This window comes from Micrococcus sp. HG099, from assembly GCF_024723355.1.
Lineage (GTDB): Bacteria > Actinomycetota > Actinomycetes > Actinomycetales > Micrococcaceae > Micrococcus > Micrococcus endophyticus.
This window is the reverse complement of sequence record NZ_JANQCJ010000067.1, coordinates 1-12,496: the sequence shown is the minus strand read 5'-3', so window position 1 is coordinate 12,496 and position 12,496 is coordinate 1. Positions and strand designations below refer to the sequence as shown.

Genomic DNA, 12,496 nt, shown 5'->3' with positions numbered 1-12,496 from the left:
GTGGGGACCCGGCCGGCCGCGGCGGCGGCGAGCTCGGCGACGGAGGCCCACGGGCTGCCGCCCGCCGCTCCCCCGGAGGTGCGGGCGTGCGCCGCGGAGACGACCTGGCACAGGGCCCGGTAGCCGGAGCCGTGGCAGCCGCCGCGGGCGAGGACGACCACGCGCCCGGCGTCCTCCTCCGCGCTCCAGCGCACGGCCAGGTCCACGCCCACCACCGGGGCGATGCCGTGGCGCAGGCAGGCGCCCACGTGCTTGGCCATGCCGTAGAGCCCGTCCCGGTCGGTGCAGGCCAGGACGTCCATCTCCGCGGCCGCGGCGGCGGCCACGAGGTCCTCGGGCCAGCTGACCCCGTAGTGGGCGCTGAAGGCGGAGGCCACGTGCAGATGGGCGAACGGGACGGCGGTGCGGCCGGCCGCGGCCTCGGGGGCCGGGCTCACGCGGACCGCCTCAGGTCCCGGGCCTGCTCGTGGACGCGGACGAGCCGCCAGCGCCCGGAGTCCAGGTGGTGGGCGACGTCGACGGTCTGCACCGGCGCCGACCCGGCGCGGGCCAGGCGCACCTGCAGCCGCCAGATCTCGTGGTCCACGAGGCCGGCCCCGCGGCCCTTCTCCGCACGGACCTCCTCGGCCCACCAGCGGCGGCGCTCGAACCAGCGCACGGGCGGCTCGGCGAGGACGTAGTCCCGCCCGTTCCACCGCAGTCCCTGCGGGGTGCCGTCCGCCGCGCGCTCCACCGCCACCGACTGTGTGAGGACTCCCATGCTGCTTCTCTCCCTCTGCACTGCTGACCGAGCCGACGGCGGACGCCGTCGGGCGACGGGAGTGCGGCCCGCCCGGCGGACCGGGCGCGGGGAAGAAGTGGGAAGGTGGGGCCGCACCCCCGATCATACTCGAACATGTGTTCGAATGCGACGGGTGTGACGCTAGTGCCCCGGGCGGACACGTTAAGCGGCGCGGGGTGCGGCGGGGGCGCGCCGGACCCGCGGGTCCGGCGTCGTCCCCCCGCCCGGGACGGCTCACCACGCGGCGCGGCTCACCACGCGGGCAGCGTCGGCAGCGGCCCGTCGGCCTCCACCTCGGAGCCGTCCCCGCGGGCGAGCCAGGCCAGCAGGCCCTCGCGCTCGGCCTCGACGCGCAGGGCGCCGTCGCCGATCGTCCACTCGTCCCCCTCCTCGGTCACGAGGGTCATGCCCGGCGCCTGCCGCACCCGCAGGGCGCGCACCGCCGCCTCCACGGCGTTGAGCAGGGAGTCCGGGTCGGCCTCCTCCACGGTCCACGCGGCGTCCAGGTCGCCGTGGTGCACCACCACCTCCGCGATCCGCAGGGCCACGAGCGAGGTGGCCGGCACCTCCATGCCCGCCACCTCGAGCTCCTCGACGGCGAGCCCGCCGCCCAGCCGGCCGGCCCGCTCGGCGAACAGCGCCAAGGCCGACCGCAGCCGCTCGAGCAGCGCCGCGCGCCCGGCGCCGGCCAGCTCCTCGATCTGCGCGTCGCGCGCCTGCCGCGAGGGGTACAGCGGCTGCACGTCGCCGGACACGGCGCCGTCGGCCAGCCGGGCGAGGGCCTCCGCGTTCGCGGCCAGGTGCGCCAGGACGTGGGCGCGGGTCCACCCCTCGCACAGCGAGGGGGCGGCCAGCTCCTCCTCTGAGAGGGAGGCGGCGGTGGCCTCGAGCATGGCGTCCTCGCGGCCGAGACGGGACAGGTCGGAGCGCAGGCGTGCGGGATTGATCATGCCCGCCACCCTGCCACGGCGGTGAGACGCGGACCACACGGACGGGCCCGGGATCCAGACCGATTCGCGCACGATCCAGACGCGCGCCGGATGAGCCAGGGGGAGGCCAGGGCACCGCCCGGCGGAGGACCAGGGATCCCCCTGTATGGCACGCGTCACATCCCTGGGAGCGTGGACGCCAGGCCCGAGGGCACAGCACCGTCGCCCCGCAGTCGGCCCCGCACACGAGAGGAACCGGGAACCATGTCCCAGCCCCACCAGTCCGTCTCGGCGGACCCCGCCAAGGAGCGGCGCACCGCCAACGCGGTGGCCGCCGTCATCTTCATGGCGCTGCTCTTCGACGGCTACGACCTCACGGTCTACGGCACCGTCCTGTCCACCCTCATGAAGGACCCGGGCCAGATCGGCCAGCTCGACGCCGCCACCGCCGGCGCCCTGGGCTCCTACGCCCTCGTGGGCGTCCTTGTGGGCTCCCTGGTCTGCGGTCTCGTCGGCGACCGCTTCGGCCGCCGCAACCTGTTGCTGGGCGGCATCGCCTGGTTCTCCCTCGGCATGGCCGCGACGGCCCTGTCCACGAGCATCACGGCCTTCGGCCTGCTGCGCTTCCTCACCGGCCTGGGCCTGGGCGTCATCCTCGCCACCGCCGGGGCCACCATGGCCGAGTTCGCCCCCGCCGGGCGCCGCAACTTCTACAACGCGATCGTCTACTCCGGCATCCCCGCCGGCGGCGTGCTCGCCGCCCTGCTGGGCATCGGCCTGCTCGAGCCCCTCGGCTGGCGCGGCCTCTTCCTGATCGGCGCCACCCCGATCCTCTTCCTGCTGCCGCTGGCGTGGTTCCTGCTGCCCGAGTCCCCGCGCTGGCTCCACTCGCGCGGCCGCCTCGCGCAGGCCCAGGCCGTCAGCGCCCGCACCGGCGTGCCGCTGCTCGAGGAGGTCGCCGTCCAGCAGATCGGCGCCGCCCCCGAGCGCCGGGGCTTCGCCGCCGCCTTCTCCCGCCGCTTCCGCGTGGCCACCATCCTGCTGGGCTTCATGTCCTTCTCCGGCCTGCTGCTCACCTACGGCCTCAACACGTGGCTGCCGCGCATCATGGAGGGCTACGGCTTCGGCACGGGCCACGCCCTGACGTTCCTGCTGATCCTCAACAGCGGCGCCGTGCTCGGCGGGCTGATCGCCTCCGCGATGGCGGACCGGGTCGGCGCGCAGCGGATCGTGGCCACCACGTTCGTGCTCGCCGCGATTACGCTGGCCCTGATGACCTTCGAGTTCCCGGCGCCGGTGCTGTTCACGTACATCGCGATCGCCGGCGTGGGCACCCTGGGCACCCAGGTGCTGATCTACGGCTTCAGCTCGAACTACTACACCACCAACGCCCGCGCCGCCGGCGTCTCCTGGGTGGCCGCGTTCGGCCGCGTGGGCGGCGTCCTCGGCCCGCTCGTGGGCGGCTGGCTCGCCGCGTCCAGTCGCTGCTCGCCTCCCCGGAGTTCGAGGGGGCCGACGTCGCCCCCCTCGTGGAGCGGCTCGGCCACGCCGCCGACCCGGACCGCGCCCTGCTGCTCTGGGTGCGCCTCGCCGAGCGCGAGCCCCGCGTCCACCGCGCCCTGCGGGACGCGGAGACCACCGCGCGCCTGCTGCGCCTGCTCGGCGCCTCCGAGGCGCTCGGCGAGTTCCTCATCCGCCGTCCCGAGCACCTCGACCTCGTCCTCGAGCCCGAGTCCGCCGCCGCGACCGCCCCGGCGCTCGCCCAGCCGGACCCCGCGGACGGTGAGGAGTGGGCCGACGAGCCCGCGGCCCTGCGCCGCCTGCTCCTGGAGGCGGTGGAGGCCGACCCCGACGCCGACCGGCCCCGCGCCGGGCTGACCGGCACGGACGCCGCCGTCGCCCTGCGCCGCGCCTACCGACGCCAGCTCGCCGCGATCGCCCTGCGCGACCTCGACTCCGCGGACCCCGCCGCCGTCATGCCCTCCGTCGGCCGCTGGCTCGCCGACCTGGCCGGCGCCGCCGTGGACGCCGCGCTCGCGGTCTCACGGGCCACGCTCGCCGAGCGCGAGGGCCCCGCGGTGGACCGCGTGGATCTGGCCGTGATCGGCATGGGCAAGTGCGGCGCCCGGGAGCTGAACTACATCTCCGACGTCGACGTGGTCTTCGTCCACGAGCTCCTCGACCCCGACCCGGAGGCCGCCGGGGAGGCCGGTGCGGACGGGGCCGACGGGGAGGCGTCCGACGCCGTCGACGGCACCCGTGCCGCGGTGCTCGCCGCCGAGCTCGCCGCTGGCATCGGCCGCGTCATCCAGGCCGCCGCCCCCGAGCCCGGCCTCTGGGAGGTGGACGCCAACCTGCGCCCCGAGGGCAAGGACGGCGCCCTCAGCCGCACCCTGGACTCCCACGCCGAGTACTACCGCCGCTGGGCCCACGGCTGGGAGTTCCAGGCGCTGCTCAAGGCCCGGCCCATCGCCGGCTCCGCCGACCTGGGCGCCCGCTACCTCGAGCGGATCTGGCCCCGGGTCTGGGAGTCCTCGGCGCGCGAGGGCTTCGTGGACTCGGTGCGGGCCATGCGCTCGCGGGTGCTGGAGACCATCGCCCCGGCCGAACGGGAGCGGGAGATCAAGCTCGGCTCCGGCGGGCTGCGGGACGTGGAGTTCACCGCGCAGCTGCTCCAGCTCGTGCACGGGCGCGCGGACGAGTCGATCCGCGTCCGCGGCACCCTGGACGCCGTGCGGGCGCTGCACGAGGCCTCCTACATCAGCACCCGGGACGCGGCCGCCTTCGACGAGCACTACCGGTGGCTGCGCACGCTCGAGCACCGCATCCAGCTCGTGCACCTGCGACGCACCCACCTGATGCCGGTCAAGGACGAGGCCCTCCGCGTCGTCGCCCGCTCGCTGCGCGGCGCCCAGGAGACCGGGCCGGCCACCGGCGAGGACCTGCAGGCCGCGTTCACGCGCGTCCGTCGGGCGGTGCGCGGCCTGCACGAGACGGTGTTCTACCGGCCGCTGCTGTCCACCACGGCCGCCCTGTCCGACGACGACGTGCGCCTGTCCGCCGAGGCGGTGCGCGAGCGCCTCGCGGCCCTGGGCTACCGCGACCCGAAGGGGGCCCTGCGGCACATCGAGGCGCTCACCCAGGGCGTCTCCCGCCGGGCTGCGGTCCAGCGCCAGCTGCTGCCGGCCATGCTCGGCTGGTTCGCGGAGGGCGCGGACCCCGACGGCGGCCTGCTCGCCTTCCGCCGGCTGTCCGAGTCCCTGGGCGGCACGGCCTGGTACCTGCGGATGCTGCGCGACTCCTCCGACGCCGCCCGGCGGCTCTGCCTCGTGCTCGCCGCCTCGCGGTTCGTCGGGGACCTGCTGGAGCACTCGCGCGAGGCCGTGGCATGGGTGGGCGACGACCGCGAGCTCGAACCGCGCGGCACCGTCCAGCTGTGGCGCCAGGCCGACGCCCGCCTGGACCGGCGCATTGAGGCGCAGGAGGCCCCGGCCGCCGTCCGCCACGTGCGGCAGGTGCGCCGCAGCGAGACCCTGCGCGTGGCCCTGGCGGACATCTCGGGGCTGCTGGACCTCGAGGCCGTCACCGGGGCCCTGTCGGACATTGACCAGATCACCGTCGTCGGCGCCCTGCGCGTGGCCTCGCGCGCCGTCGTCGGGGACGCCGACCCGCTCACCGACGTGCTCGTGGTGGCCATGGGCCGCCAGGGCGGCCGGGAGATCACCTACGGCTCGGACCTCGACGCCCTGTTCGTGCACCGGCCACGCCCCGGCGTCGACGAGGGGCGGGCGCGCGAGCAGGCCGAGGAGGTCGTGCGGACGCTGATGTCCCTGCTGCACCGCCCCGCGACCCCGCCGCTGCCCGGCGAGCGGCCGCTCGAGGTGGACGCCGACCTGCGCCCCGAGGGGCGCCAGGGGCCGCTCGTGCGCACCCTGGACTCCTATCGGGAGTACTACGGGCGCTGGGCGGAGGTGTGGGAGCGCCAGGCGCTGCTGCGCGCCCGGCCCCTGGCCGGCGACGACGACCTCGCCACCGACTTCCGGCGGTGGGCCGACGGGGTCCGCTACGCCGGGGACCTGACCACCGCGGACGCGCGGGAGATCCGGCGCATCAAGGCCCGCGTGGAGGCCGAGCGCCTGCCCCGCGGCGCGGACCCCTCCCGGCACGTCAAGCTCGGCCGCGGCGGGCTCTCGGACGTGGAGTGGCTGGTGCAGTCCCTGCAGCTGCGCCACGCGGGCGAGGTCGAGGACCTGCGGGTCACCGGCACGCTGCCGGCCCTGCGGGCGATCGCCCGGCACGGGCTGCTGCCCGAGGCCGAGGTCGCCGTGCTGGAGGAGGCGTGGCTGCTGGCGAGCCGGATCCGCGCGGCCGTGCTGCTGTGGACCGGGAAGGTCGGGGACGTGCTGCCCACCAACATGCGCGACCTCGAGGCCATCGCCCGGCTCAGCGGCGTCGGGACCGCCGGAGGCGAGCTGGAGGAGCGCTACCTGCGCGTCACGCGGCTGGCACGGCAGGTGTTTGAGGCCCGCTTCTACGGGCTCTGAGCCCCTACGACGGCCCGCGCGCGGCGGGGCACCGCGGACGGCCGCGGGGCCGCCGGGAGGCCCCGGCCGGGCTCAGGCCCGGACGACGTGCTCGCCGAGCAGTTCCAGGGTGCGCCGACGCACGCCGGCGTCCTGGGCCGCCGTCGTGATGATCAGCTCGTCGGCCTGGACCTTCGCGGCGAAGTCCCGCAGCCAGGTCGCGGTCTCCTCGCCGGTGCCCACGGCGGTGCACTCGAGCATGGTGAGCACCTGCTGGCCGGCGGGGGAGTGCAGCAGCATCTCCACCTCGTCGTCGCTCAGTGTGCGGCCCCGGCCGAGCATCATGCGGATCCGGGCGCGGCGGGCGGCCTCCCACTCCCGGTCGGCCTCCTCCCGCGTGTCCGCGGCGATCACGTTGGCCGCCGCGATGAAGTGCGGCTCGGCCAGCGCCTCGGAGGGCTCGAAGTGCTCGCGGTACAAGCGGGCCGCGTGCTCGAGCATCTGCGGGGCGAAGTGGCTGGCGAACGCGTAGCCCAGGCCCAGCTCGGCGGCCAGCTGGGCGCCGTACGCGGAGGAGCCGAGGATGTAGAGCGGCACGCCGGTGCCCTTGCCCGGGTACGCCTCGATGCCGGGGATGCGCGTGCGGCCCGTCAGGTAGCCCTGCAGCTCCAGGACGTCCTGCGGGAAGCGCTCGGCGGCCGAGGGGTCTCGGCGCAGCGCCTGCAGGGTGCGCTGGTCCGTGCCGGGGGCGCGGCCCAGGCCCAGGTCGATGCGGCCGGGGTGCAGCTCGGCGAGGGTGCCGAACTGCTCGGCGATGACCAGCGGCGAGTGGTTGGGCAGCATGACCCCGCCGGAGCCGAGCCGGATCGACTCGGTGTGCGCCGCCACGTGCGCGATCAGCACGGACGTGGCCGAGGAGGCGATGGCCGGCATGTTGTGGTGCTCGGCGTACCAGACCCGGCGGAAGCCGGCCCGCTCCGCCGCCTGCGCCTGCTCGACGGACTCGGCGACGGCCTCGGCCACGCTCGCGCCGTCGCGGACGGTGGCCAGGTCCAGCAGGGACAGCGGCAGGTCGGTGGGGGCGCGGTGCTCGGTCATGGTCCTCCTCGTGGGGCGCGGGCGTCTCTCCCCGGGTCCAGCGCGGGTCCGGGCCCCGATATTCCGGGCGCGCGGCCCGGCGGGGGATTCCGAACGGCCCCGGCATGCCCCGGCACGCCGACGGCCGGCACCCTCCCGCAGGGGAGGACGCCGGCCGTGGACGGTCGGGCGCCGTGAGGACCGGGGGTCCGCGGCGCCCGGTCCGGCGGATCAGACCGAGTAGTACAGCTCGAACTCGTAGGGGTTCGGGCGCGCGGCCAGCGGGGCGATCTCCATCTCGCGCTTGTACGCGATCCAGGTCTCGATCAGCTCCTCGGTGAACACGTCGCCGGCCAGGAGGAACTCGTGGTCCTCCTCGAGGGCGTTCAGGGCCTCGTCCAGGGTGGCGGGTGCCTTCTGGATGTCGGCGGCCTCCTCGGCCGGCAGCTCGTAGAGGTCCTTGTCGATCGGCTCGGCCGGCTCGATGCGGTTGCGGATGCCGTCCAGGCCGGCCATCAGCTGCGCGGCGAACGCGAGGTACGGGTTGCCCGAGGCGTCCGGGGCGCGGAACTCGATGCGCTTGGCCTTCGGGTTGGAGCCGGTGATCGGGATGCGGATGCCCGCCGAGCGGTTGCCCTGCGAGTAGACCATGTTCACGGGGGCCTCGAAGCCCGGCACCAGGCGGCGGTAGGAGTTCACCGTGGGGTTGGTGAAGGCCAGGACCGCGGAGGCGTGCTTCAGCAGGCCGCCGATGTACCAGCGGGCGGTGTCCGAGAGGTTCGCGTAGCCCTTCTCGTCGAAGAACAGCGGCTCGCCGCCGTTCCACAGGGACTGGTGGCAGTGCATGCCGGAGCCGTTGTCGCCGAAGACGGGCTTCGGCATGAAGGTGGCCGTCTTGCCGAACTGCTCGGCGACGTTCTTGACGACGTACTTGAACTTCTGCAGGTCGTCCGCCGAGTGGGTCAGCGTGTTGAAGCGGTAGTTGATCTCCGCCTGGCCCGCGGCGGCCACCTCGTGGTGGGAGCGCTCGACCTCGAGGCCGACCTCGGCCAGGACCGCGCAGATCTCGTCGCGCAGGTCGGCCTGCTTGTCCGTGGGGGAGACGGGGAAGTAGCCGCCCTTGAGGCTGGTCTTGTGGCTCAGGTTGCCGCCCTCGTCCTCGCGGGAGGCGTTCCACCAGGCCTCGTCCGAGTCCACGGCGTAGAACGAGCCGCGGGGGGAGGACTCGTAGCGGACGTCCTCGAAGATGAAGAACTCGGCCTCGGGGGCGAAGAACGCCGTGTCCGCGATGCCGGAGGAGCTCAGGTAGGCCTCCGCGCGCTGGGCCACGCCGCGCGGGTCGCGCAGGTAGGGCTCGCCGGTGCGGGGGTTCACGATGGAGAAGTTCATCGTGAGGGTCTTGCGGACCCGGAAGGGGTCCACGAAGGCCGTCGCGACGTCCGGGATGAGCTGCATGTCGGACTCGGCGATGCCGGCGAAGCCCCGGATGGAGGAGCCGTCGAACAGCTGGCCCGTGGTGAAGAAGTCCTCGTCGACCGTGGACGCGGGCACGTTGAAGTGGTGCTGCATGCCGGGGAGGTCGGTGAAGCGGATGTCGACGAACTCGATCCCCTCTTCCTTGATGTACGCGAGGACGTCCGCGGGGGAGGTGAACATGGTGCGCTCCTGTGGTCGTGACGATGGTGGCATGTCCGGCACGGCGGCGCTGGCGTGGCGGGTGTCACCACCCTACTTGCCCGGCGGCCCCCGTGGGCGTCGGTGACGCCCCACGGCGAGCCTCGCGGTTCCGCGCCGGTAGGCTGGGCCGGTGGCACGCAGAGCACCCGACCCCGCGCAAGAGCCCGAACCGACCCGCCGCGACGAGCCGCTGATCACCCGGCGCGACCTCGCCGGCTGGGTGGACGGTCCGGGCGGCGGCCTGGCCGGCGGCCGCTGGCCGGGGGACCTGCTGGGCCTGCCGGAGCACGGCCCGACCTCGATGGCCACCGCGGCCCGTCGCGCCGTCGCCCTCGTGATCGACTGGTTCCTGGCCCTGGGCGTGTCCTGGCTGTTCTTCGACTCCGACGCGATCGCCACCCTGATGGTCTTCGCGACGATGCACATCCTGGGCATCACCCTGCTGGCCACCACCGTGGGCAAGGCCGTGTGCCGCACCCAGGTGGTGCGCCTCGGCGGCCGGACCGCCCCCGTGCACCGCGTGGTGGTGCGCACGGCGCTACTGTGCCTCGTGCTGCCGGCCGTCGTCGTCGGCCCGGACGGCCGCGGCATGCACGACAAGGTCGCCGGCACCGTCGAGATCCGCATGTGAGCACACCGGCCCGCGCCATTCGGCGCGGGGCCTGACGCGACGAAGGGGGCCGCCCCGCCGAGGATTCGGCGGGGCGGCCCCCTTCGCGCGTGTGCGGCGGCGCTCAGCGGCCGCGCATGGCGCGCCGGCTCGGTCGGGCCTTCATGGGGTCCACGCCCTTGGGGATGGGCAGGCGGTTGACGTTGAGCGCGTTCACGCGCTTGTCCACGGCCTGCACCTCCTGGGCGGTGAGCGCCTTCTTCATGGACTTCAGGGTGCGCGGCAGCTCGTGCAGCGGGACCTGGCCCTGGCCGTTGCCGGCCTCCACCACGGTCACGGGCACGCCCGGCAGGAAGCGGCGCATGGCCTTCTCTTCCTTGCCCACGAGCGCGGCGATGCGGTTCGAGGGGCCCTCGGTGACGAGCACGACGCCGGGGCGGCCCACGGCGCGGTAGACCACGTCCTGGGTCTTGGGGTTCACGGCCACGGGCTGCTCGGGCACGATCCAGCCGCGGCCCAGTGTGGACAGCGCGGCGCCGGCGGCGCCCGGGCGGCCCTCGAGCTGGGCGAAGCCGGCGCGGCGGGCCTTGCGGTTGAGGATCACGACGGCGGCCAGCACGCCGAACGGGATGGCGATCAGCAGCCAGGTGATCCAGTTGTTGAGCAGCAGGCCGATGACGAGGCCGAGGACGAGCACGCCCGCGAACGCCAGCAGCATCCACAGGCCGACCTTCGGGTCGTTCGCCTTGGTCATGGCGTACGCCTGCTTGAGCTGGGAGATGATGCCGGGGCCCCGGTTGGCGCGCTTGTCCCGACGCTGGGCGCGGGTCTCCTCCTTGACGCGACGGCGGCGGTCGCGCTGCATGGCCTTGACCTGCTTGAGGTCGGCCGAGGTGGAGCCGGAGGAGGACGCGGGGGGCTGGCTGTTCTTCGTCATGACGGGGTCCAGTCTAGTCGGGCGGCTCAGGACATCTGGGAGACGACGGCGGAGGCCTCCTGGCGGGCGGTCTTCTCCCCGGCCAGGTGCGCCAGATTCTCCGGCAGGGTGCGGCCCTGGCGCTGCATGGCCTGGGCGTAGAGCTTGCCCGCGCGGTAGGAGGAGCGCACCAGCGGGCCCGCCATGACGCCCTGGAAGCCGATCTCCTCGGCGCGCTGGGACCACTGGACGAACTCCTGCGGCTTCACCCAGCGGTCGATGGGGTGGTGCAGCTTCGAGGGCCGGACGTACTGCGTGATGGTGATGATGTCGCAGCCGGCCTCGTGCAGGTCCACCAGGGCCTGGTCGATCTCGTGGTCCTCCTCGCCCATGCCCAGGATGAGGTTGGACTTGGTGACGAGCCCGTCGGCCTTGGCCATCGTGAGCACCTTGAGGGACTTCTCGTACGTGAAGGCCGGGCGGATGCGCTTGAAGATGCGGGGCACCGTCTCCAGGTTGTGCGCGAACACCTCGGGCCGCGCGTCGAACACCTGCTGGACGAGCTCCGGCACCGCACCGAAGTCCGGCGGCAGGATCTCGACGCCGGTCCCCGGGTTGAGCGCGTGAATGCGGCGGATGGTCTCCGCGTAGAGCCACGCCGCGCCGTCCTTCTGGTCGTCGCGGGCGACGCCCGTGACGGTGGCGTAGCGCAGGTCCATCTCGCGGATGTTCTCGGCGACCTTCTGCGGCTCCTCCATGTCCAGGGGACGCGGCTTGCCGGAAGTGATGTCGCAGAAGTCACACCGGCGGGTGCAGATGTCGCCGCCGATGAGGAACGTGGCCTCGCGGTCCTCCCAGCACTCGAAGATGTTGGGGCAGCCGGCCTCCTCGCACACGGTGTGCAGGCCGGAGGACTTGACCTTGTTCTTCAGGCCGATGTACTCGGGGCCCATGTGGACCTTGGCCTTGATCCACTCGGGCTTGCGCTCGACGGGCACCTCGGCGTTGCGCGCCTCCACGCGCAGCAGGCGGCGTCCTTCGGGGGCGAGGCTCATGCGGGGATTCCTTCCGTGGGGGTGACGGCGATGTACGCGGGCCCGAGCTCGTCCAGATGACGGGTGAGCACCGGGACGACGTCGGCCGGGGTGATGGTCCGGCCCGTCTCGACCGACAGGGTGGTGGTGGCGGCGTCCGTGATGCCGCACGCGATGATCCCCTCGTAGGGGGCCAGGGAGTTGGAGCAGTTCAGGGCGAAGCCGTGCATCGAGACGCCGTCGTGGATGGACAGGCCGATGGCGCCGACCTTGCGGTCCGGGCGGGCCGCGCCGTAGTCGTCCCGGTCCGCGAGGACCCAGATCCCCGCCCGCCCGTCCACGCGGACGGCCGTGACGCCGAACTCGGCCGCGGTGCGGATCAGCAGCTCCTCGAGGAACCACACGTAGTCCTTGACGTGGGCGCGGTCGCGCAGCCGGACCACGGGGTAGCCGACCAGCTGGCCCGGCCCGTGCCACGTGATCTTGCCGCCGCGGTCCACGTCCACGACGGGGGCGCCGTCCGTGGGGCGCTCGGCGTCCTCGGTGCGGCGACCGGCCGTGTAGACGGCCTCGTGCTCCAGGAGGAGGAACTCGCCGTCGGAGCGGCCGGCGACGACGTCCGCGTGCAGGGCGCGCTGGGCGTCCCAGGCGTCGTGGTACTCCACCAGGTCCGGCGCCAGGCCGAGCACGCGCAGGGGCGGCAGGAGGGTCTCGGGCATGGCGTCCACTGTAGCCCCCGCACCGGCGCCTGTGGACAACCCCGGAGGGGGGCGTCGGGCGTGGGGCAGGCTGGCCTCGAGGCGGCCGCCCGGTCGCCGGGCCGGACGAGCGGAGGGGGAGCCCGATGGACGGGTGGCGGGAGGCGGCGGACGGCGCCGGACGGGCGGGGCCGGGGGACCGGGTGCGGCCGGAGGCGGGGGAGCGGTCGGCGGGGTCGGAGGGCCGGGCG

At 74.4% G+C, this 12,496-nt stretch carries 10 protein-coding genes and 1 pseudogene; 3 read left to right on the top strand and 8 right to left on the bottom strand.

What is annotated here, in order from left to right:
* The 3 genes from NWP10_RS07310 to NWP10_RS07300 form a co-directional block, all read right to left on the bottom strand.
* Positions 1-437, bottom strand: a 437-nt coding sequence (locus tag NWP10_RS07310; RefSeq protein ID WP_258300391.1) for a PHP domain-containing protein, incomplete at its 3' end; no start/stop codon positions are given.
* Entirely contained in the window at positions 434-760 is a 327-nt protein-coding gene (locus NWP10_RS07305; protein ID WP_017487888.1) for a DUF6504 family protein, read from the bottom strand. The genes NWP10_RS07310 and NWP10_RS07305, both read right to left, overlap by 4 nt.
* Before the next feature lie 272 nt (positions 761-1,032).
* Positions 1,033-1,731 (bottom strand): maleylpyruvate isomerase family mycothiol-dependent enzyme, encoded by a 699-nt coding sequence (locus NWP10_RS07300; RefSeq protein ID WP_258300390.1) that lies wholly within the window; start codon positions 1,729-1,731, stop codon positions 1,033-1,035.
* 90 nt (positions 1,732-1,821) lie between these two features.
* Here NWP10_RS07300 and NWP10_RS07295 point away from each other — a divergent pair.
* Both NWP10_RS07295 and NWP10_RS07290 read left to right on the top strand, forming a co-directional pair.
* A pseudogene (locus NWP10_RS07295) lies at positions 1,822-3,129 on the top strand (MFS transporter); the annotation flags it as partial.
* 44 nt (positions 3,130-3,173) lie between these two features.
* Positions 3,174-6,254, top strand: a complete 3,081-nt coding sequence (locus NWP10_RS07290; RefSeq protein ID WP_375162468.1) for a bifunctional [glutamine synthetase] adenylyltransferase/[glutamine synthetase]-adenylyl-L-tyrosine phosphorylase — start codon at positions 3,174-3,176, stop codon at positions 6,252-6,254.
* 72 nt (positions 6,255-6,326) lie between these two features.
* Here NWP10_RS07290 and NWP10_RS07285 read toward each other — a convergent pair whose 3' ends face one another.
* Together NWP10_RS07285 and glnA are read right to left on the bottom strand one after the other, a co-directional pair.
* A complete protein-coding gene (locus NWP10_RS07285) occupies positions 6,327-7,331 on the bottom strand; it encodes an LLM class flavin-dependent oxidoreductase (RefSeq protein ID WP_017488035.1) in 1,005 nt (334 codons plus the stop codon).
* Between the two features lie 210 nt (positions 7,332-7,541).
* Positions 7,542-8,966, bottom strand: a complete 1,425-nt coding sequence (glnA, locus tag NWP10_RS07280) for a type I glutamate--ammonia ligase (protein ID WP_017488036.1) — start codon at positions 8,964-8,966, stop codon at positions 7,542-7,544.
* Positions 8,967-9,117: 151 nt separating this feature from the next.
* Between glnA and NWP10_RS07275 the strand changes: the two genes are divergently transcribed.
* Entirely contained in the window at positions 9,118-9,618 is a 501-nt protein-coding gene (locus tag NWP10_RS07275) for an RDD family protein (RefSeq protein ID WP_017488037.1), read from the top strand.
* 103 nt (positions 9,619-9,721) lie between these two features.
* Here NWP10_RS07275 and NWP10_RS07270 read toward each other — a convergent pair whose 3' ends face one another.
* Genes NWP10_RS07270 through lipB form a run of 3 tightly spaced genes read right to left on the bottom strand, consistent with a single transcriptional unit; the run spans position 9,722 to position 12,266 of the window.
* A complete protein-coding gene (locus NWP10_RS07270; RefSeq protein ID WP_017488038.1) occupies positions 9,722-10,534 on the bottom strand; it encodes a DUF4191 domain-containing protein in 813 nt (270 codons plus the stop codon).
* 26 nt (positions 10,535-10,560) lie between these two features.
* Entirely contained in the window at positions 10,561-11,568 is a 1,008-nt protein-coding gene (lipA, locus tag NWP10_RS07265) for a lipoyl synthase (RefSeq protein ID WP_017488039.1), read from the bottom strand.
* The gene (gene lipB, locus NWP10_RS07260; RefSeq protein WP_258300388.1) at positions 11,565-12,266 is read right to left on the bottom strand and encodes a lipoyl(octanoyl) transferase LipB; all 702 of its coding nucleotides are present in this window, start codon (positions 12,264-12,266) and stop codon (positions 11,565-11,567) included. Before lipB ends, lipA begins: the two co-directional genes overlap by 4 nt.
* Positions 12,267-12,496 lie beyond the last annotated feature (230 nt).

Bases quoted from the DNA above. Each gene is read 5' to 3' on its own strand.
- NWP10_RS07305 (WP_017487888.1), bottom strand. From the start codon at position 760: ATGGGAGTCCTCACACAGTCGGTGGCGGTGGAGCGCGCGGCGGACGGC.
- NWP10_RS07300 (WP_258300390.1), bottom strand. From the start codon at position 1,731: ATGATCAATCCCGCACGCCTGCGCTCCGACCTGTCCCGTCTCGGCCGC.
- NWP10_RS07285 (WP_017488035.1), bottom strand. From the start codon at position 7,331: ATGACCGAGCACCGCGCCCCCACCGACCTGCCGCTGTCCCTGCTGGAC.
- glnA (WP_017488036.1), bottom strand. From the start codon at position 8,966: ATGTTCACCTCCCCCGCGGACGTCCTCGCGTACATCAAGGAAGAGGGG.
- NWP10_RS07270 (WP_017488038.1), bottom strand. From the start codon at position 10,534: ATGACGAAGAACAGCCAGCCCCCCGCGTCCTCCTCCGGCTCCACCTCG.
- lipA (WP_017488039.1), bottom strand. From the start codon at position 11,568: ATGAGCCTCGCCCCCGAAGGACGCCGCCTGCTGCGCGTGGAGGCGCGC.
- lipB (WP_258300388.1), bottom strand. From the start codon at position 12,266: ATGCCCGAGACCCTCCTGCCGCCCCTGCGCGTGCTCGGCCTGGCGCCG.